18 protein-coding genes are annotated in these 19998 nt (G+C 65.8%); 11 read left to right on the top strand and 7 right to left on the bottom strand.

Going from position 1 to position 19998, the window contains the following annotated elements:
• Positions 1 to 188: 188 nt before the first annotated feature.
• The gene (locus Q4C89_RS08830; RefSeq protein ID WP_303102239.1) at positions 189 to 746 is read right to left on the bottom strand and encodes a hypothetical protein; all 558 of its coding nucleotides are present in this window, start codon (positions 744 to 746) and stop codon (positions 189 to 191) included.
• Positions 747 to 857: 111 nt separating this feature from the next.
• On the opposite strand from Q4C89_RS08830, the gene Q4C89_RS08825 reads away from it, so the two are divergent.
• The 3 genes from Q4C89_RS08825 to Q4C89_RS08815 all read left to right on the top strand — a co-directional run bounded on the left by Q4C89_RS08825 (position 858) and on the right by Q4C89_RS08815 (position 2876).
• A complete protein-coding gene (locus tag Q4C89_RS08825) occupies positions 858 to 1565 on the top strand; it encodes an SDR family oxidoreductase (protein ID WP_303102238.1) in 708 nt (235 codons plus the stop codon).
• Between the two features lie 82 nt (positions 1566 to 1647).
• Entirely contained in the window at positions 1648 to 2511 is an 864-nt protein-coding gene (locus tag Q4C89_RS08820) for a CoA ester lyase (protein WP_303102237.1), read from the top strand.
• 95 nt (positions 2512 to 2606) lie between these two features.
• Positions 2607 to 2876, top strand: coding sequence for an HPr family phosphocarrier protein (locus Q4C89_RS08815; RefSeq protein WP_303102236.1), 270 nt, complete (start codon positions 2607 to 2609; stop codon positions 2874 to 2876).
• 276 nt (positions 2877 to 3152) lie between these two features.
• Here the strand turns inward: Q4C89_RS08815 and glmS are convergent, their stop codons facing one another.
• Entirely contained in the window at positions 3153 to 4976 is a 1824-nt protein-coding gene (gene glmS, locus Q4C89_RS08810) for a glutamine--fructose-6-phosphate transaminase (isomerizing) (protein ID WP_303102235.1), read from the bottom strand.
• Between the two features lie 465 nt (positions 4977 to 5441).
• Between glmS and Q4C89_RS08805 the strand changes: the two genes are divergently transcribed.
• The 3 genes from Q4C89_RS08805 (at position 5442) to Q4C89_RS08795 (ending at position 8294) form a co-directional block, all read left to right on the top strand.
• Positions 5442 to 5933, top strand: coding sequence for a MaoC family dehydratase (locus Q4C89_RS08805; RefSeq protein ID WP_303102234.1), 492 nt, complete (start codon positions 5442 to 5444; stop codon positions 5931 to 5933).
• Positions 5934 to 6046: 113 nt separating this feature from the next.
• Complete coding sequence (gene lysS / locus Q4C89_RS08800) at positions 6047 to 7210, top strand: homocitrate synthase (RefSeq protein ID WP_303102233.1); 1164 nt, start codon at positions 6047 to 6049, stop codon at positions 7208 to 7210.
• A gap of 235 nt (positions 7211 to 7445) precedes the next feature.
• Positions 7446 to 8294: a DUF1990 family protein gene (locus tag Q4C89_RS08795; RefSeq protein ID WP_303102232.1), complete on the top strand. Its 849-nt coding sequence runs from the start codon at positions 7446 to 7448 to the stop codon at positions 8292 to 8294.
• 146 nt (positions 8295 to 8440) lie between these two features.
• Here Q4C89_RS08795 and Q4C89_RS08790 read toward each other — a convergent pair whose 3' ends face one another.
• Together Q4C89_RS08790 and Q4C89_RS08785 are read right to left on the bottom strand one after the other, a co-directional pair.
• Positions 8441 to 9355, bottom strand: a complete 915-nt coding sequence (locus tag Q4C89_RS08790) for a cation diffusion facilitator family transporter (RefSeq protein WP_303102231.1) — start codon at positions 9353 to 9355, stop codon at positions 8441 to 8443.
• Between the two features lie 197 nt (positions 9356 to 9552).
• Positions 9553 to 10413, bottom strand: coding sequence for a prephenate dehydratase (locus tag Q4C89_RS08785; protein WP_303102230.1), 861 nt, complete (start codon positions 10411 to 10413; stop codon positions 9553 to 9555).
• A gap of 74 nt (positions 10414 to 10487) precedes the next feature.
• On the opposite strand from Q4C89_RS08785, the gene Q4C89_RS08780 reads away from it, so the two are divergent.
• From Q4C89_RS08780 to Q4C89_RS08770, 3 genes are all read left to right on the top strand, one after another.
• On the top strand, positions 10488 to 12014 hold the full coding sequence (locus Q4C89_RS08780; protein ID WP_303102229.1) for a DUF4127 family protein: 1527 nt from the start codon (positions 10488 to 10490) through the stop codon (positions 12012 to 12014).
• A 71-nt stretch (positions 12015 to 12085) separates the two neighbouring features.
• Positions 12086 to 13702 carry an FAD-dependent oxidoreductase gene (locus Q4C89_RS08775; RefSeq protein ID WP_303102228.1) on the top strand — a complete coding sequence of 539 codons (1617 nt, stop codon included), beginning with the start codon at positions 12086 to 12088 and terminating at the stop codon, positions 13700 to 13702.
• A 289-nt stretch (positions 13703 to 13991) separates the two neighbouring features.
• Positions 13992 to 15776 (top strand): DEAD/DEAH box helicase, encoded by a 1785-nt coding sequence (locus tag Q4C89_RS08770; RefSeq protein ID WP_303102227.1) that lies wholly within the window; start codon positions 13992 to 13994, stop codon positions 15774 to 15776.
• Between the two features lie 110 nt (positions 15777 to 15886).
• Here Q4C89_RS08770 and Q4C89_RS08765 read toward each other — a convergent pair whose 3' ends face one another.
• The 3 genes from Q4C89_RS08765 to Q4C89_RS08755 all read right to left on the bottom strand — a co-directional run bounded on the left by Q4C89_RS08765 (position 15887) and on the right by Q4C89_RS08755 (position 18117).
• Positions 15887 to 16969, bottom strand: coding sequence for a protease complex subunit PrcB family protein (locus Q4C89_RS08765; RefSeq protein WP_303102226.1), 1083 nt, complete (start codon positions 16967 to 16969; stop codon positions 15887 to 15889).
• A gap of 78 nt (positions 16970 to 17047) precedes the next feature.
• Positions 17048 to 17740: an HAD family phosphatase gene (locus Q4C89_RS08760; RefSeq protein WP_303102225.1), complete on the bottom strand. Its 693-nt coding sequence runs from the start codon at positions 17738 to 17740 to the stop codon at positions 17048 to 17050.
• Between the two features lie 20 nt (positions 17741 to 17760).
• Positions 17761 to 18117 carry a histidine triad nucleotide-binding protein gene (locus Q4C89_RS08755; protein WP_303102224.1) on the bottom strand — a complete coding sequence of 119 codons (357 nt, stop codon included), beginning with the start codon at positions 18115 to 18117 and terminating at the stop codon, positions 17761 to 17763.
• Positions 18118 to 18155: 38 nt separating this feature from the next.
• Between Q4C89_RS08755 and Q4C89_RS08750 the strand changes: the two genes are divergently transcribed.
• Complete coding sequence (locus Q4C89_RS08750; RefSeq protein ID WP_303102223.1) at positions 18156 to 19160, top strand: SDR family oxidoreductase; 1005 nt, start codon at positions 18156 to 18158, stop codon at positions 19158 to 19160.
• Between the two features lie 85 nt (positions 19161 to 19245).
• Positions 19246 to 19998, top strand: a 753-nt coding sequence (locus Q4C89_RS08745) for a peptidoglycan binding domain-containing protein (protein ID WP_303102222.1), incomplete at its 3' end; no start/stop codon positions are given.

Genomic DNA, 19998 nt, shown 5'->3' with positions numbered 1-19998 from the left:
GGGTTCAGGGGCAGGCAGACTCGGCACGGTGAACTCAGTCTAATGCGCGGGCCGCTGCCCATGCTCAGGTACTGGCCCACCCTGCGGGTGTACCCGGTCACGTCGCTGTGGGACTTCACGACATCGAACCTAACACTTCGCGTTTTCGGAACAGAACCGAAGAACGCTTCATTCCCGGTTCGACCTCCTCAGTTCACGCGCACGCTGTTGGCGAAGCTGCGAATCAGCGCTTCGTTGCGGCTGTAGTCGCGCACGTTGCCCGCAATGGTCATGACCAGAATGCGGCCCCCGGCGCTGGTCATCAGCAGTTCGCGCCGCAGGTCGTCGCCCTGGCCCGGCGTGGTGAAGATGAACTGTGCCCAAGGCTTGCCGCCGAGCTGCACCATGTCGGACTTGAGCGCCTTGATGCCCGGCACCTGCGAGCGAATCACCGCCGGGAACTGCTTCACGAGTTGCTCGACCTCGTTGGGTGCCAGCTTGCCGGTGCGCCACTCCAGCGCCACGCTCACCTTGCGGTCCTCGGTCATGAAAACTGCGCCCGGTCGCCCGGTGGCCGAGGGAAAGGCGCTGCGAATTCCGGCGGGGGTCAGCGTGAGCAGCTTGGGGCTGGGTTCCACCGTGACCGGCAAGTTGCTCAGCTTGAGGGGCGCGGCGAGCGACAGACCCGCCGTCAGGAGGGCCAGGACGCTCAGGCGGGTGGCCTGTGGGCGCAGCGCACGGAGAGAGATGGAAAACGCACGAGTCATTGCCGATTACCCTACCCGTTGCCACAAACAGCACCATGAAGCTTCTATGAGGAACGTGCGAGCTGCGTCATGCCGCCGTCAGTCAGGACTCGACCCTCTATGCTGCCTGCCATGAACCGCAAAGATGGAGGAGTATTGCAGGGCCGCGTAGTGGCCGTCACCGGGGCGAGCAAGGGTATCGGCCTGGGCGTGGTGCAGAAGCTGACGGCCGAGGGGGCCACCGTCATCGGCGGAGCGCGGGACGTGTCGGGCGTGGTGTGCGAGGGGGCGACATTTGTGCCGCTGGACGTGACCGACGCGGGCAGTGTGGAGGCTTTCGCGGAGCAGGCCCGCCGCGCGGGGGTAGATGCACTCGTCAACAATGCCGGGGTGGGGGTGTTCAAACCCGTGCAGGACATCACCGAGGCCGACTATCGCCGCGTGATGGACACCAACGTCCTGGGTACGCTGCTGATGACCCGCGCCCTGTTGCCCCACTTTCAGTCACTGGGATGGGGGCAGGTGGTCAACGTGACCAGCGACGTGTCGGCCCGCACCTTCGCCACCGGAGCGCTCTACACCGCCAGCAAATACGCTCAGCGGGCCGTGACCCAGGCGCTCGCCTCCGAGGGGCACGCCTATGGCCTACGCGTGACCGAGATTCGCCCCGGCATGGTGGACACTTTTTTTGGCGACACGCAGCAGGGCGAGGACCACAAGGCCCAGTGGCTCAAACCCGACGACGTGGCGGAAGCGGTGCTGTACGCGCTGAGCGCCCCCGAGCATGTCCGCATCGACGAGGTGTTGCTGCACCCGGTCGTTCAGGACGTAGCGTTCTGAGGCTCGGCAGGGCTGGCACGGCCCCTATACTCCGGCCCCGATACTCAGGGTCAACAAACGTTTGTTTGCAGGAGGATGCCAGATGACGACGCTTTTTCGCTCGATGCTGTTCGCGCCGGGGAACCGCGCCGACCTGATTGCCAAGCTGCCCCGCTCCGCGCCGGATGCGGTGGTCATTGACCTTGAAGACGCCGTTCCCGGTACGCCCGAGGCCAAGGCCGCGGCCCGTCCGGTGGCGCATGACGCCGCCCGTGACCTGATGGGGGCCGCGCCCGGACTGGCAGTGTTCATGCGGGTCAATGCTTTGCACTCGCCCTATTTCGCTGACGACCTCGGGGCGCTGTTTCCCGAACTGACGGGCGTGGTGGTGCCCAAACTGGAAACGGCGGACGAAGCGCGGCAGGCGGTGCAGGCGCTGCGCGAGCGCGGGCTGACGATGCCCATTCTGGTGGGACTGGAAACGGGGGCCGGGGTCTGGAACGCCCGCGACATCATGGAGGTGGAGGGGGTAGGTTGGGCCTATTTCGGGGCCGAGGACTACACCACCGACCTGGGCGGCAAGCGTACGCCCGGCAATCTGGAGGTCCTGTACGCCCGTTCGCGGGTGGCGCTCGCGGCGCGGCTGGCGGGAGTTCCGGTGCTGGACATCGTGGTGACGGCGCTGGGGGACGAGCAGGTATTCCGTGCCGACGCCGAACAGGGCCGGGCGCTGGGGTACTGCGGCAAACTCTGCATTCACCCGGCGCAGGTGGCCCTCGCGCACGAGTATTTCGGGCCCACCGAGGCCGACCGCGAACGGGCCCGCCGCCTGCTGGACGCCGCTGCCGAGGCTGCTGCTCGTGGGCACGGGGCCTTCAGCTTCGAGGGGCAGATGGTGGACGAGCCGATGCTGGTCAAGGCCCGAGCCATGCTGGGCGAGGTCGCTTCCGTCTCTGGCCCGACCTGAAAAATTGTGGCATGTTGCAGAGTGGAGCCGGGATGGGCCGCGCTTGCTCGGTTCGCCCGTTACCCCTCGCACCCAGGCCGTCCAAGGAGTTTCCCATGATTGAAAAGACCTTCAAAATGACCGACCCCCAGGGCCTGCACGCCCGTCCCGCCAGCACTGTCGTCAAGGTGGCCAAGGGTTTCAGCAGTGATCTCACCCTGGTCGCCGAAGACCGTGTAAACCTCAAGAACCTGATGCAAGTGCTGAGTCAGGGCATTCAGGCCGGAACGACCTTCAAGGTGGAGGCAAGCGGTGCCGACGAAGCGGAGGCGCTCGAGGCCTTGGCGGGTGCCCTGAGCGCCGAAAAACTGGCTGAAGAACTCTGATACGGCTTTGAAAAATAGTTTGGGCATCCAAACCGTTTTTCCGAGCAGAGCGAAGCGGCGCAGGGCCGATAGAACCGCTTCGGAGGCCCGCTTTCAGCGCGGGGAGTAGAAGAAGAAACGGGGCTGGGCGGCGCGGACTTGCAAAGCTGCGCAGCAGAGCACATTCGGGTACTTTCCTCGGATGTGCGGAGTAAAGCCCAGCCCCGTATGAAGCGGTAAACGGTGCAAAAGCGCGTCTAGGACATAGCCTGAACGCGCTTTTGTCGAATTTCCCGGTTACTCCACCGTCACCGATTTGGCGAGGTTGCGCGGTTTGTCCACGTCTTTGCCGAGGGTGTCGGCGGTGTAGTAAGCCAGCAGTTGCATGGGCACCGCGTTCACGATGGGACTGATGAATTCGTCGCAGCGGGGCACGTAAATCACGTCGTCGCCGTGCTGGGCGTTCTCGGTGTCGCCGTCGCTGAGCAGCAGGATGACGCGGCCCCCGCGTGCCCGCACTTCCTGCACATTGGAAATCGTCTTTTCCAGCAGGCGGCTTTCGGTGGCGACCACCACGACGGGCAAGTGGTCGTCGATCAGGGCGATCGGCCCGTGCTTCATCTCGCCCGCTGCGTAGGCTTCGGCGTGGATGTAGCTGATTTCCTTGAGCTTCAGCGCCCCTTCAAAGGCGGTGGGGCTGTTGACGCCGCGCCCGAGGAACAGGTAATCGCGGGCCTGGTGGTACTTCTGGGCCACTTCGCGCACGCGGGCGACCCGCTCGTCCGAGAGGGCCTCGGTCACCAGACGGGGCAGGGCGCGGGCTTCGGCGCTCAGGCGCTTGACTTCCGCCACGTCCACCGTGCCGCGCTTTTCGGCCAGCCACAGCGCCAGCAGCAGGAAGGCACTCACCATTGACGTATACGCCTTGGTGCTCGCCACGCCGATTTCGGGGCCAGCGTGGATGTAGAGCGTGTCGTCGAGTTCGCGGGTCATCGAACTGCCCTTGGCGTTGATGATGCCCAGCGTCTGGGCGCCGCCTGCCTTGGCCTCGCGCATCCCTTCGAGGGTGTCGATGGTTTCGCCCGACTGACTTACGGCAATCGCCAGCGTCCCTTTGGTCACGATGGGGTGGCGGTAGCGATATTCGCTTGCCACGTCAATCTCGACGGGAATACGGGCGAGTTGCTCGATGAGGTATTTGCCCACCATGCCCGCGTAGTAGGCCGTGCCACACGCCACGATATGGATGCGGTCAAAGGACTTGGGGTCGAGGCCGATGTCGAGTTGAATGCTGCCCTCGCCATCTTGCAGGCGGCCCAGCAGGGTGTTGCTCAGGGCCTGGGGCTGCTCGAAGACTTCCTTGAGCATGTAGGTATCAAAACCGCCCTTTTCTGCCGCTTCGGCGTCCCACTCGATGGTTTCGACCTGACGCTCTACGGGGTTGCCCTGCATGTCGGTCAGGCGGTAGCTGCCGCCGTCGTCCAGAATCACCATGTCGCCGTCTTGGATGAACACCATTTCGCGGGTGTAGGCCAGCAGCGCGGGCACGTCCGATGCCAGAAACACTTCGTTCTCGCCCACGCCCATCACCAGCGGGCTGACAGTGCGGGCCGCAACGATTTGACGGTGGGCCTTGTGGGTCACGACCAGCGCGTAAGCCCCGCGCACCTGCGCGAGCGCCGCACGCACCGCCGTTTCCAGGTCGCCCTGGTAGGCTTCTTCGATCAGGTGGGCGACCACTTCCGAGTCGGTGTCGGACTTGAAGGTATGCCCGCGCTCCAGCAGCCCCGCCTTGAGTTCGAGGTAGTTCTCGATGATGCCGTTGTGCACGAGCACGATGTCGCCGTTTTCGGTGGCGTGGGGATGGCTGTTGGTGTCGTTGGGTGGCCCGTGGGTGGCCCAGCGGGTGTGCCCGATGCCGAAGCTGCCGCTCAGCGGAGACAGGGCAAGTTCTTCGGCAAGGTTGGCGAGTTTGCCCGCCTTCTTGCGAACGACGATGCCTTGACCGTCGCCCACCGCCACGCCCGCGCTGTCATAGCCACGGTATTCGAGTTTGCTGAGGCCCGACATCAGCACGTCCTGTGCCTGACGGGAGCCGATATAACCGACGATTCCACACATAGAAGACTCCTTTGCAGGAATGCAGGGCCATCCCTGAGGGCAAAAGGCCAATACGCCCCTTTCCCCCGGCCCTCCTGCTTCCCTTTTTTGACAGCTTATTCAGCCTTATGGCCGCATCGCTGCGGGGTTATCGCTGAATTTCCCGTCATGGACGGGCGGGTAGGCCCTGCTGTTTCTGACCTGAAGGCATCCGCAGATAATTCGCTGACCTTCACCTCGTCTTCTGGGCCAAGACCCAGACCTTGCGCTTCCCTTTGAACCGATTTAGGTTCGCCGCGCAGCATAGCACCCGGCGAGTATGTTGAGTATGTCACTCATGGGCGGCAGGCGAGTGCCGACGCTCGGGCGTGCCCGCACCCGGTCAAACATGGTAAAACCGCCGCAAGCTCCCCATTTCCGGTAAGCCTGCTGGCCCCAGTTTTTTCCGTCCTGCCCAAGCTCGGCGGGACGCTGTGAGGTAGACCTATGAACGAAGACCTGAACCGCCCCGCCGGACGCTATTTCGAGGAATTGCCCGTCGGCACCCTCATTCGCCACCGCGTGACCCGCACCGTCACCGAGTCGGACAACATCCTGTTTACGACGCTGACCATGAACCCGCAGCCGCTGCATCTGGACTTCGACTTTGCCAGCAAGTCCGAATTCGGAAAGCCGCTGTTCAACTCGATGATGACGCTGGCGCTGATGGTCGGGATCAGCGTGCATGAACTCAGCCTGGGTACGCTGGTCGCCAACCTGGGGCTGACCGACGTGACCTTTCCTAAGCCCGTGTTTCACGGCGATACCCTGCGCGTCGAGTCCGAAATCACCGAAGCCCGCGAGAGCAAAAGCCGCCCCGGTCAGGGTTTGGTCACGGCCCACCACCGCACCTACAACCAGCACGGCGAACTGGTCGCGCAGTGCAAACGCACGATGCTGATTCACAAGAAGTCGCAGGAGGAGGGCTTCGAAAAGTAGAGTTCAAATTCATATGAGGTCTGGATATAGACAACTTTGCCTAGCAATTGAAAAGAAATTCCGAAAAATAATTGACATTTATTAGGGTGGGCGGAACAATAGCGGTGATTTTTATGACCGATGTTGCTCCGCTGATTCCTGCCCGTTCCTGGGCCATCATTGACTCGACCCTGCGTGAGGGGGAACAGTTCGCACGCGGCAACTTCGGCACGGACGACAAGGTGGAAATCGCCCGTGCGCTCGACGCCTTCGGGGCCGAATACATCGAAGTGACCACCCCGATGGTGAGCGAGCAGACGCGGCAGGACATCCGCAAGCTGACCGGGCTGGGCCTGAAGGCCAAATTCCTGACCCACGTGCGCTGCCACATGGAAGACGTGCAGCGGGCGGTAGATACCGGGGTAGACGGCCTCGACCTGCTGTTCGGCACCAGTTCCTTTCTGCGTGAGTTCTCGCACGGCAAGAGCATCGGGCAGATTATCGACACGGCCAGCGAGGTCATCGGCTGGATCAAGACGCAGCACCCCGAACTCGAAATCCGGTTTTCCGCCGAGGACACCTTCCGCTCGGAGGAAGCCGACCTGATGGCGGTGTACGGCGCGGTGTCGGCGCTGGGCGTTCACCGGGTCGGGCTGGCGGACACCGTCGGGGTGGCGACCCCCCGGCAGGTGTACACCCTGGTGCGCGAGGTTCGCAAGGTGATTCATGCCGAATGTGGCATCGAGTTTCACGGCCACAACGACACCGGCTGCGCGGTCAGCAACGCCTACGAAGCGATTGAGGCGGGGGCCACCCACATCGACACCACCATCCTGGGCATCGGGGAGCGCAACGGCATCACGCCGCTCGGTGGGCTGCTTGCCCGCATGTTCACCTTCGACCCCCAGGGGCTGATCGACAAGTACAACCTCGAACTGCTGCCTGAACTCGACCGCATGATTGCCCGGATGGTGGATTTGCCCGTGCCCTGGAACAACTACCTGACCGGTGAATTTGCCTACAACCACAAGGCCGGAATGCACCTCAAGGCCATCTACCTCAACCCCGGCGCGTATGAGGCGATTCCGCCCGGCGTCTTCGGCGTGGGCCGCCGCATTCAGGCCGCCAGTAAGGTGACGGGCAAACACGCGATTGCCTACAAGGCCCGCGAACTGGGGCTGCACTACGGCGAAGACGCCCTGCGGCGCGTGACCGACCACATCAAGGCGCTGGCAGAGCAGGGCGAACTCGACGACGCCCACCTCGAACAGGTGCTGCGCGAGTGGGTGAGCGCCTGAGGGGGAACGGGGGAGAGGCCGGGAGCCTGCTCGACAGTAACTGTGGAACAATAGGGCCGTGTTTCGAACGGACGAGCGCGAGGACGCTGAAGAAGAACGGCAGGAGGCGTCGTCCCGTCCCAAATCCAGATCCGGTCGGGGAAAGGGGTGGGCCACGCCTGCGGCCATTCCACCGCTCCACGAACCCTCGCCTTCTCCGGAATCGGCCTGGCGCTCAGTTCTGCCCTCGCTGAAGGTGGCTCCTCTTCAGGCACTGCTGGACCCAGGGCTGTCCCTGGCGGGGCGAACGGCGCCCACCTTCGACACCTTCGGCAGCGAATTTCCTGGTCTCTATGACCCCACGTTGCCGAATCTGTCCCGGCTGGAACTCATCAATCTGCTGGAACAGCCCGAGCTCCCGGTTCACCGGGCCAGCCGCCCGGCTGAAGACGCGCTGCCCGCCCAGGAATGGCGGCATCTGCCTCCCAGCCAGCGCAAACGCCACGACGCTCCGTTGCCGCCCGTCGCCCACCCGCCGGAAGACGTGCCCGCGCCCGCCGAGCCGCGCCCTTACGTGTTCGGACAGGTGGGCGAAAGTACGGTGGACGCCACCTTGCAGTCGCTCGCGGCGCTTGACGTGGTCGTGCCGGACATCGGGGCGTCCAACCACCTGCGCCTTCAGGTTGATCTGGGCCAGGGGCAAGGGGCATTTCTGAATGCGCGTTCGGCGCTGTGGTCGTGGCGGCCTCACCGTCAGTCGGGCGTGCGGGTGCACACCCACGGCCCCCCGGTCATCGGGCGTGACGTGCTGCTGGAGCAGCGCATCGGTCTGGTTACCGTCCTGCAGGGGTGCCGGGTCATGACGCTGACCGAGGAAGACCGCTGCTGGGGCTTTACCCTCGGCAGCCTCGACGGGCAGGTTTATCGGCTGTGGGAGCGCTTGCTGGTGGAGTGGCAGGACGATGACCGGGTCACGCTCCTGATCAGCAGCCATCACGAACAGGGCCTGCGCGGCTTCGGGCTGGTCGCGCCGCTGCTGAACAGTACCCGGCGCAACACGGTGCAGGGTTACGCCCGGGGCATGACCGATTTGGCTCAACTGTAAATACCTCGTAGTTCATCTTCAGATGAATCGAGCGGAGCGAATATCGGGAAAAGTACGTCGAACCGGGAATGCAGCGTTTTCGGCTCTGTCCAGAAAATGCGAAATGTCAGGTTTGACGTACCTAGAGGGGGCTTTTCGTCCCCTTTTCAGAGAAAGAGGACGCCGCTGTGCTTGGCCTTGTCCTGCGGCTCGACATGAATGGTGATGTGCGCCCCGTCTATGGCTTCCTGAATGGCCTGTTCCAGTCGGTCGCAGATGGCGTGGGCATCTTGCACCGTCATGTCGCTCGGCACGACCAGATGAAACTCGACGAAGGTCAGGCGGCCCGAGTGACGGGTGCGCAGGTCGTGGGCTTCGAGCGCCCCCGTCGCGTGGGTGCTGACGACCTGCCGCAGCAGGGCCGCCGTTTCGGGGTCTACCCCCGCGTCCATCAGGCCGCCCACGCTGCTGCTCAGCAGATGCCAGCCGCTCCACAGGATGTTGAGGGCGACCATCACGGCCAGGAGGGGGTCGAGCACATGCCAGCCGCTCAGCCGCGCCAGAACCACCCCGACCAGCACGCCGACACTGGTGACCACATCGCTCATCACATGTTTGCCGTCGGCTTGCAGGGCCGGGCTGCGGCTGCTGCGCCCTACCCGCAGCAGTACGTTGGCCCAGGCGAAATTGATGACACTGGCGACCAGATTGATGCCCAGGCCGAGCCACGGCGCTTCGGTGACTTTGGGCTGTACCAGTTCCGGCAGGGCGACTTTGAGGATGCTCAGCGAGGCCATCACGATGAGAACCCCCTCGGCCACCGCGCTCAGGTACTCGGCCTTGGTGTGACCGTAAGGGTGGTTGTCGTCGGCGGGACGGGCCGCCACACGCAGCGCCAGCAGGGCCGCCCCCGACGCCACCACGTTGATGATGCTTTCCATCGCGTCCGAATACAGCGCCACACTGCCGGTCATCAGGTAGGCCACGAACTTCAGCCCCAGCACCAGCAGCGCGATCCCGACCCCGATGGCGGCAATCTTGACGGGGTCGGTACGCGAAGGGGGCGAAGCGGGAGCGCTCATCACGGGCAGGCTAACAGGGTTAGGCAGGCCGAAAAGCGGCACCCAGCGGGGAACAGCAGGGTTGTCGGGAGGAGGGGATGGAGAACGAGCGGGGCTGTGACGGGCGGAACGCGGTCATGGTGGGCAGGCGCGGGGTCAGCGTTTCATATCCGTAGCAGGAGCCTTCCCCCGCCTTCGCGCCTTTGCCCTCGACACCCTTATTCCACTGTCCCCTGCGCCACCGGATAACTGCCGATAATCTTGGCGTAGCTGGCCTTTCGCAGCACCCCGGCCAGGCCAAGCGCCACCTGTGGGTCGCTCGCCTTGCCCTCGATGTCCACGTACATCAGGTAACTCCAGGCCCGGTCACGGCGCGGGCGGCTCTCGATGCGCGAGAGGTTGAGGCCGCGCAGTTCGTTCAGCGTTTCGACCAGAAAGCCGGGGGTGTGGCGCACGGCGAAGACCAGGCTGGTCTTGTGCGGCGCGTCGCTTTCGGGAGCTTCGTGGCGGGCCAGCACCATGAAGCGGGTGAAGTTGAAGGGTTCGTCCTCCACGGCACTTTGCAGGATGTTCAGCCCGTACAACTCGGCGGCGCGGCGACTGGCGATGGCGGCCTCGTCGCGTGCGCCGCGTTCGGCGAGGTCTTTGGCGCTGCCTGCCGTGTCGTGCTTGGCCAGCGGCTGCCAGCCGTGCTTGCGAATCAGGTACGTGCACTGGTCGAGGGCGGGTTGCTGGCTGCCCACCTTGCGGATGTCCTCCAGGGTCACGCCCGGCAGCGCCATCAGGCAGTGGCTCACGCGTACCACGACCTCGCCCGTGACGTGCAGTTCGAGTTCGGTTTCGGTCAGCAGGTCGATGGCCTGATGAATGGCCCCCATCAGGCTGTTTTCGACGGGCAGCACGCCGTAGTCGGCTTCGCCGCTTTCCACGGCGCGGACCACCTCATGAAAGGTCGGGTAGCCCAGCGTTTCGCGTACCTGCGGTACAGCGTTGAGGGCCGCGATTTCGCCGTAGCTGCCGGGGTTGCCCTGAAAAGCCACCGTGTGTCCTGTTTGTTCCGTCGCCGTCCCTGCGTTCATCCGGGGAGGCTAGCGCGGGGGGCGGGGGCGCGGCGGGGGAGGTCTAGCAGCGCCTCACGCTAGCCTGGGCAGGTATGCCGCGTCTGCTGCTCGTGCCGCCCGATACCCGCCCACCGACCCTGGACCTGCCCGCCGCCCTAGGCCGCATGACCGGGGCCGTGGTGGACGTGCCGCCTGCCGAAGCCTTGCCCCACTTCTTCACCCCCGGCGACACGGACGCGCTGGCGGCGTGGCTGCACGAAGCGGCGCGGGGGGCCGACGCGCTGGTGCTGTGTCTGGAAACCCTGTGTCTGGGCGGCATGATTCCGGCGCGGCGGGTGAGTGACGCTCTGGACACGGCGCTGGAGCGGCTGAACCTCCTGCGTGAACTGCACCGCGCCTTTCCGGGCCTCAAGCTCTACGCCTTCGGGGTGGTGGTGCGGGTGGCGCACGACAACGACCCCCACGAGGAAAAACCGTACTACGGCGACTGGGGGCGCGAATTGCGGGCCTACAGCACGGCCTTCGACCGCCACGCCCGGCACGGCGAGGCAGAACGGGCCGCCCTGGACGCCGCCCGCGCCGCCGTGCCCGCCGAGATTCTGGCCGACTGGCTGGGCACCCGCGAACGCAACCGCGCCCTGCACCTCGCCGCGCTGGACCTGCTGGCAGAGGGGGTGCTGACCCACCTGTGCGTCACGCTGGACGACACGTCCGAGTACGGGCTGGCTGCCTATGACCGCCGGATGCTGGAAGCGCGGGCCGACGAACTGGGCGTGTGGGACCGCTTCGACACCTACCCCGGAGCCGACGAGGTGCCGTGTGCGCTGGTCACGCGGGCGCTGCGTGAGGGCCGCCCGCCCGCCCGCGCCTGGGTGCGCTACTCCGGCACGCTGGGCGCGGGGGCCGAACTCATTTATGAAGACCGCCCCGCCGGAGAACTCGTCCTCGCGCACCTGCGGGCCGCCGGGTGCGTGCTGGCCGACAGCGTGCAGGAGGCCGATTTCGTGCTGGCGGTCAACACGCCGGGGCGGCGGCAGGCCAACGTGCAGCCCGACCTGGCGACGGTAGACACGCCGCACCGCCACCTGCCCGCCTTCGTGGACACCCTGCGGCGCGACGTGGCGGCGGGCCGGGCCGTGTCGCTGGCCGACATCGCCTATCCCAACGGGGCCGAGCGGCGGCTGTGGGGCTTGCTGCGCGGCTTTCCACTGGCGCGGCTGGCGGGCTACAGCGCATGGAACACGGCGGGCAACACGCTGGGCAGCGCGGTGGCGTTCGGCGCTTTGGCCCCGCTGGTGACCGACCGGGCCGAGCGTGTCGGGGCACTCTTTTCCCGATTGGTGGACGACGCGCTGTATCAGGCGTTCGTGCGTTCCGAGGTGCGCTCGGCGCTGGACCGCCCTAGTCCCTTCGACCTGGGCGAGCAGCGCGAGCGGGCCGAACAGGAACTCGCCGCCCGCATGGAGCCACGAATGCGGCAGCTCTGGCAGGAGCAGTTTGCCGCCCTGCCCTTTACGCTGCACGCCGCCCCCGCCCGCCTCGCGTGGCCGCGCCTCTTTACCGGGGTCTTTCCGCTGAAGGTCGCGCCAGCTTCCAGCGAGGAAGGGGCACAGCTTTGAGCGGACCGCATCGCAAAAAAGAAAAATTTCACAAATGTAGACAAAGAGTATGACTTATATCACAATGCATTGTGTCAAACAAAAATATTTCTCGGCGGTCTTTTCTTTCGGCAGCGCTGGCGGCTCCGGTCGTCGCGGCGGTGGCTTCCAGTTGCGCCCAGGTGCGCACGCCCCAGGCGGGCACGCGGCTCTCGGGGCAGGCGCTGGAGGCCGTTGATCACCTGATTATCGGGACGGGCTACGGCGGCGCGGTGGCGGCGTACCGGCTGGCGAGCGTCGGCCAGCGCGTGACCATGCTCGAAATGGGCAAGCGCTGGGACACGCCGGGCAGTGACGGCAAAATCTTTACGCCGATCATGAAGCCTGACTCGCGCTCGATGTGGTACCGCAACCGCACCGAGTTGCCGATGAATACCTTCCTGGGCCTCAGTGTCGAGCAGTGGACCCGGCGAGGCCCCGGCGCACTCGACCGCCGTCAACTCGGTGACATGGATGTCTATCTGGGCCGGGGGGTGGGCGGCGGTTCGCTGGTCAATGCGGGTATGGCCCCGCGCCCACGGCGTGACATGGTCGCCAAGCAACTTCCTGCTGTGGATGTCGAGGAATTTTTCGCCACCTACCTGCCCCGCGCCGAGCGGGAACTGGGGATTTCGAGCATTGACCCGGCGTTTATGGAAAGCACGCCCTGGTATCAGTACGCCCGGACCGGACGGCGGGACGCCCAGCAGGCGGGCTACAAGGTCGTCGATATTCCCAACAACTACGATTTCGCCTACATGCAGGCCGAAGCGGCGGGCCGGGTGCCGCGCTCCGCGCTGAACGGGGAACTCATTTTCGGCAACAACCACGGCAAACGTAACCTGACGAAAACGTACCTGGGCCGGGCCGAGGCCACAGGGCGGGTCGAGATTCACACCATGACCGAGGTGCTGACGGTGCGGCCTGCGACTGGCGGCTACCGCGTGGAAACGCAGGTCAGGAACTTCGACGGCACCATCGTCGCCCGGCCCACCTATCTGGCCCGCCGGGTGTACTTCGGCGCGGGGTCGGTCGGCACCACCGAAATTCTGCTGCGCTCGGCGGCGCAGGGCTACCTGACCGACCTTTCGCCGGAACTGGGCCGGGGCTGGGGCGCGAACGGCAACGTGACCTTCGGGCGGGCCAACCACCTCTGGCGGCCCACGGGCAACAAACAGTCCATGGTGCCGGTGCTGGGCATCGACAACTGGGACTCGCCCAACGCCTGCTTCGCGGAAATCGCGCCGCTGCCCGTTCCGCTGGAACTGTACCTGCAGTTCTATCTGGTGATTGCCGACAACCCCAACTCGGGCACGCTCAGTCTGCAAAACGGGCGACTCACCTCGAATTGGGTGCGGTCCATGAACAGACCCGCCATCGAGAAAGTCAGGGCCACCTTCGATGTCATCAACCGCCAGCAGGGCACGCTGTACCGCAATGACCTGTTCGGCAACGGCGAGGTCTTCAACGCCGACTTCACCTACCACCCGCTCGGCGGCGCGGTGCTGGGTCAGGTCACCGACGCCTATGGCCGCCTGCCGGGATACCAGGGCCTGTACGTCACCGACGGCTCCCTCATTCCGAGGCTGCTCGGCGTCAACCCCTACCTGACGATTACCGCCCTGGCCGAACGCCTGATGGATGAGATTCTGACCAAAGACCTGGCCTGAGCAGCACCCCAAACGCACCCTTGCCCGACGCCTGACACAGCCTGAACCGCTTGTCGGGCGTCATCTCTTTCATCTCTCCTGCATCTCTGCCTGAACCGACTGCTGCTCCCTCTTGCCTAAAGTCTCCCTTTCGTGTAATCTGTTTTCTTGTACGCCGCTGCCAGGAAGGCCTGGGGCGGCTGGAGAATTTCCTCTTTTTAACTGACTTTGAGTGACGGGCAATCAGGCGAAAGCTGTGCTACAGGAGCGTTTGCTGGTCACCAGGGGACTTCTCCCGAAAGGACCACAAATGAACTTTGCAGAACTGATTGCGCCCGAACTCGCGGCGCGACTTGCCGAACGCGGCATTACCGAAGCCAGCCCCATCCAAGAGCAGAGCCTTCCCCACACCCTGGCGGGCAAAGACATGATTGGCCGCGCCCGCACCGGCACCGGCAAGACCCTCGCTTTCGCGCTGCCCATCATCATGAAGCTGGAACCCAGCCGTGAGCGCAGCCGCCTGCCCCGCGCCATCGTGGTGGCCCCCACCCGCGAACTCGCCAAGCAGGTCGCCGACGAGTTTTCCAAGAGTGCGCCCGGCCTGACCACTGTGACCGTCTACGGCGGCGCGGCATACGCTCCCCAGGAAAACGCCCTGCGTCGTGGCGCGGACATCGTGGTGGGCACCCCCGGACGCCTGATCGACCACCTCGAACGTGGCAACCTCGACCTCAGCGCCGTTGAATTCGCCGTGCTGGACGAGGCCGACGAGATGCTGAGCGTGGGCTTTGCCGACGCCATCGAGAGCATTCTCCAGAAGACCCCCGAGGAGCGCCAGACCCTGCTGTTCAGCGCGACCCTCAACAACGACATCAAGCGCCTGAGCCGCAATTACCTCAAAGACCCCATCATCGTGGACATGGTGGGCGAGGGCAAGTCGCAGGCCGCGCAGACCGTCGAGCACCTCAAGGTCAAGGTGGGCCGCAGCCGCACCCGTGTGCTGGCCGACCTGCTGACCATCTACAACCCCGAAAAGGCCATCGTCTTTACCCGCACCAAGCGCGAAGCCGACGAACTCGCCAACGAACTCATTCACCGTGGCCTGGAAGCCGAGGCGCTGCACGGTGACCTCGCGCAGACCCAGCGTGAGCGTGCCCTGGGGGCCTTCCGCAGCGGGCGCGTGGGCGTGCTGGTCGCCACCGACGTGGCGGCGCGTGGCCTCGACATCCCCGAGGTGGACCTGGTGGTGCAGTACCACCTGCCGCAGGACCCCGAGAGCTACGTGCACCGTTCGGGCCGCACGGGCCGCGCCGGGCGCACCGGGACCGCCATCATCATGTACGGTGACCGCGACAACCGTGAAATGATGGGTCTGGAACGTATCACCGGCGTGCGCTTCAAGGAACGTACCCTGCCCACGCCCAAGGAAGTGGCCGAGGCCAGCGCCCGTGCGAGTGCCGACATGGTCCGCAAGGTGGACGCGGGCGTGGCTGGAAGCTTCCAGGCCGAGGCCGAGAAGCTGTTCAGCGAACTGGGGCTGGAAGCCCTGGCCCGTGCGCTCGCCAAAATCAGCGGCGTGACCGAACCCGCCAAGGCCGCCAGCCTGCTCAGCGGTGAAGAGGGGCTGACCACCCTGATCCTGCACGGCGAGCGCCTGAGCGTGCCCCGCACCGTGGCGCTGCTGGCCCGCGCGGTGGACGTGGACACCCGCCGCCTGGGCAAAGTGCGCCAGTGGCGCGGTGGCACCGTGGCCGACGTGCCCAGCGAGTTTGTCGAGAAGCTGATGGCGGCTTCGCCGCTCGACGGTCAGGTGGAAGTGCAAGTGGCCCAGGAACTGCCCGAACTGTTCGAGCAGCCCACCCGCGAGCGCCGCGATAATGGCGGCTACCAGGGCGGACGCGGTTACCGTGACGAAGGTGGACGCGGCGGTTATGGTCGCGGCGGCAACTCCGGCGGCGGACGCGGCGGCTACGGCGGCGGCAACCGCAGCGGAGGCCGTGGCGAAGGTGGAGGCCGTTGGAGCCGCGAACGCGACGAGCGTGGCCCGCGCCGTGAAGACTTCTCCGACCGCGAATTCGTACCCTCGGGCCGCTGAATACCGTTGATTCCATCCCCCGTCGTTGCTGGCGGGGGGTTTTCTTTTATCCCAGAAAAAAAACACCGGGCACATTCAGAAGGCCCGGTGTTTCCTGCTGCGCTGGAAGCTCAGTAAGGGAAGCTGCGCCCGCTCTGGTCGGTGACCTGTACGTCGCTGAAAGGGGCCGTGACTTTCACGATGACCCAGGGGCTGGTGAGGGCCTGGGTGGTGATGCCGCCCGGTTTGGGAGCGGTCAGTTCGACCTTCAGGTTCAGGACATTTCCCTGCATGCTGGCGCTGTTCAGGCCCACGCCGTAGCCCCCAGTACCCCGCTGGCCGATGAAGATGCCGACCAGGGCTTCGCCAGGGCGCAGGCTGGGAAGCGAAGGGCTGCCCGTTTGACGCCCGTAGGCGACGTTGTACAGGGCGCGGACTTCGCTGCTGGTGCGGGCAACCACCACGGCAGCACTCTCGGCAGCGGCGTTGGTGCCACGGGCCACTTCGGTGGCGTTCATGGTCTGTCCTCCCTGAGTGGGGGTGACGGTGGTCGTGGTGCTGGTCGTGCTGGTCGTCACCGTCGTGATTTGTGAGGCGGGCAGGACGTACAGGGCCGTGCGGCGCTGCTCGGTGGATTTCGGCTCGACCACGATGGGTGCGTCGGGCACAGTGGTTTCGTCCAGCACCGCTATCGCCAGCGGCCCCTGGCCGGACAGGGCGCGGGTCAGCACGTCGGCTTCGGCGTCGGTGAGGTTGCCGCTGCCGCGCAGCCCCGTCACCGTGCGGGCTGTGGTGCGCCCCGAGACCGAAGCGAGTTGCTGCCACTGCCTTCCGTCGGTGTAATACACCGCCTTAACTCGCGTGCCGCCCAATGCCTCGGCGGTGAAGTTGCCCGCGTTGTCTCGGCTCAGGCTCAGGCGCGGCGTGGGGTCGCTGACCGGAGCGGTATAGGTGGCCTTGCCGTTGACACTCAGCGAACCGGGCACGGCTCCGCCGTCGGTCTGGGGCCGGACGGTCACCGTATCGCTCCCGAGTTTGAGCGAGCTGCTGCCAGTCGTTCCGGCGTCACCGTAGACCCAGACGATGCGCTGCGCCCCCGCGCCGTAGATGGTGGCTTCATGAACGCGGAGGTTGCCCGGCCCGGTGGCGGTGCAGCCCATGAGCAGCCCAGTGAGGGCCAGCAGTCCGAAACGTGACATTGGTGCGGAAATCATGCGTTCAGCTTAGTGGCCCGGACTGACGGTGCGCTGAATTGGGCCTTGAGGGAATCTAGCTGCTCCCGAAATCGTTTCTCATGTCTCGGTGTCGGGTGGCAGCAGACCGCGTTCGGCCAGGGCGCGGCGCAGTTCGTCATGCGAGCGCAGAATTCGACTGGCCCCCAGATGCTGCAAGGCCGCCGCACCGTCGGGGTGGGGGTGGCCCTCGGCCAGCAGGCCCCACAGTTCGGCCCCCGCTCCCAGTCCGGCGCGGCCCCCGACCACGCTGTCTTCGATGACCAGGCAGTGCGCGGCTTCCACGCCCAGCCGCCCCGCTGCGAAGGCATACAGGTCGGGCAGCGGCTTGGCGCGTCCTTCTACCCAAGACGGGTCATAGGCATGTTCGCCCACCAGGTCGGCAAGACCCGTCACGCGCAGCTTGAGGTGCAGCCGTTCGCGTTCGCTGTTGCTGGCGACGGCGAAGGGTCGCCCCGCGTTCCGCAGCGCCTGCAAGGTCTGGGCCGCACCTTCAATGGCAACGACTTCGGACATGGCGGCATTGAAACGGTCTTCGAGCAGGTCGAGAAAGCCCGGCGGCGGCGTAAACCCGTGCTGCCCGTGCAGGTAGTCCAGCACGCCGCCGAACGGCTGACCGGTGAAGTGCTCGGCAATTTCCGGCAGGGTCACGTCTAGCCCCGCTTCGGCCAGGGCACGCTGCCAGACCAGGGCAATGACACCTTCGCTTTCGACCAGCACGCCGTCGAGGTCGAACAGCACTGCAGCGGGCATCTCGGGTCGGTCACCCGGCATCAGGCGCTGCCGGTGTCGTTGTCGGGGCCACCTTCCCAGCCAGCCAGGATATGAATGTGGGTGTGAAAGATCACCTGTCCGCCGCCCGCGCCGCAGTTGACGACCAGACGGTAGTCGGGGGCCTGCTGCCGGGCGATTTCGGTCGCCTTGACCCACAGGCGGCCCATCTCGGTGGGGTCGGTGATTTCGTCTACCCGCGTCGTCACCCGCTTGGGAATCACCAGCAGATGAATGGGCGCTTTGGGCGCGATGTCCTTGATGGCGATATAGTTCTCGTCTTCGTAGACGATCTGGCTGGGAATTTCGCGGGCGATGATCCGCTCAAACAGGGTGCGCTCGGGGGAGGGCTGCGTCATGGCTTTACTCTAGCGGCCCCTGCGGGTCAGACTGGCGTATGCGCCTTCCCAAACGTCTGCTTCTGACCGCCGGAGCCTTGGCCCTGGCAGGCCGTCGCGCCCTGAAACCCACCGCCGACCTGCGCGGCAAGCACGTGCTGATTACCGGTGGGTCGCGGGGTCTGGGGCTGGCCCTCGCCCGCGAACTGGCGGGCCGGGGAGCACGGTTGACCCTGGTCGCCCGAACCCGCAGCGACCTCGAAACCGCCGCTGCCGAGTTGCGGGCGAAAGGAGCCGAGGTGCAGGTGGTGGCCGCCGACCTGACATGGGCCGAAAGTGCCGAACAGGTGCGCGAAGCGGCGGCCAATTTCGGTGATCTGGACGTGCTGGTTCACAACGCCAGACTGATTCAGACGGGGCCGCTGGACAACATGACCGAAGAGGATTTCCGCGACGTGATGGAAATTCACGCGTTCGCCCCACTGCGACTGGTGCAGACTTTCCTGCCGCAGTTGCGCCGCCGTCAGGGGCGGGTGCTGCTGGTGTCCTCGGTGGGGGGCAAGGTCGCCGTGCCGCATCTGGTGCCCTATTCCGTGAGCAAATTCGCGTCGGTGGGGCTGGGGCAGGGGCTGCGGGCCGAACTCGCCGCGCAGGGCGTGACCGTCACCACTGTCTGCCCTGGCCTGATGCGAACGGGCAGCGCCCGGCAGGCCACCGTCAAGGGGCAGCACGAACGCGAGTACGCGCTGTTTGCCACCCTCGCCAACCTGCCGGTGCTGACACTGGCCGCAGACGAAGCCGCCCGCCGCATCGTGCAGGCGCTGGTGCGCGGTGACGCCGAGGCGATGATCGGTGGCCCCGCCCTGCTGCTGCGCTCGGCGCAGGCCCTGGCCCCGCAACTCACGGCGGACGTGCTGGCGCTGAGTCACCGCTTCTTGCCCGGCCCGGGAGCCACCGACCAGCCGCGTCTGGGGGCCGAGGTCGAAACGCCGCTGACCGAAAACAATCCGCTCAAGCGGGCGGCGGAAGAGCGCTACAACGAGGAGGGCGGGGCGACGAACTGAGCACCCGCGCTTCTGGGAACAGGCGCTCCCGTGACGCGAGCAGCTTTTTCGATTTCTCAGAAGCCGATTGCCTACAATGAAAAGGATGACGCGAACGCGAGCGACCAACTATGCACTGGTGGGACTGGGAGCCGCCGCACTTCTGGGCGTGGGCCTGACTCTGGGGGTTTCGGCTCAGGCGGGCAAACTGGCTCCGGGCCTAAGCGTGGGGGGCGTGCCGGTGGGGGGGCTGACCACCGCAGAAGCCGTGAAAGCCGTAGAAGAGGGGGCCAAGACCGGGGCCCAGACCGCCAACGTGCAGGTCCGGGCCGGGGACAAAAGCTGGACGGTGGAGGCCAGTGAACTGGGCTACCGGGTCGACGTGCCCCAGAGTGTGGCCGCCGCCGAAAAGCTCAGCGAAGCGCGTCCCTGGTCCGAGCGGGCGCTGGGACTGGTGGGTAAGCCCCAGCCACGCGACCTGCCCCTGGTCAACCGGGTGGACACGGCCCAGGCCCAGGCGACCCTGAAGAAGCTGACCGCCGGACTGGCGACCCAGCCCAAGAATGCCACCGTGGGCTTCGACCCTGCGACCCGGCAGTACGCCGTGCTGACCCCCGACACGCCGGGCCGCCAGGCGAACGCCGCCGCCGCCGCCAAAGCCTTTGCCGCCGACCCCACGCAGCGCACCCTGGATGTGCCCATGACCGAGTGGAAGGCCAAGTACACGGCGGAGGCTCTCGGCAAGCACGCCGAACTCGGCAACAAGCTGATGCGGAAAGTGACCTTCAAACTCGCGGGTTCAGACCGCGCCGGGGCACTCGCGCCGCTTCAGGTCGCCAACCTGTACTGGGTCAGGCCC

Source organism: Deinococcus sp. (genome assembly GCF_030523985.1).
Taxonomy (GTDB): Bacteria; Deinococcota; Deinococci; order Deinococcales; family Deinococcaceae; genus Deinococcus.
Note: the sequence above shows the minus strand (reverse complement) of the source record. Positions and strands in the feature narration are given on the sequence as shown.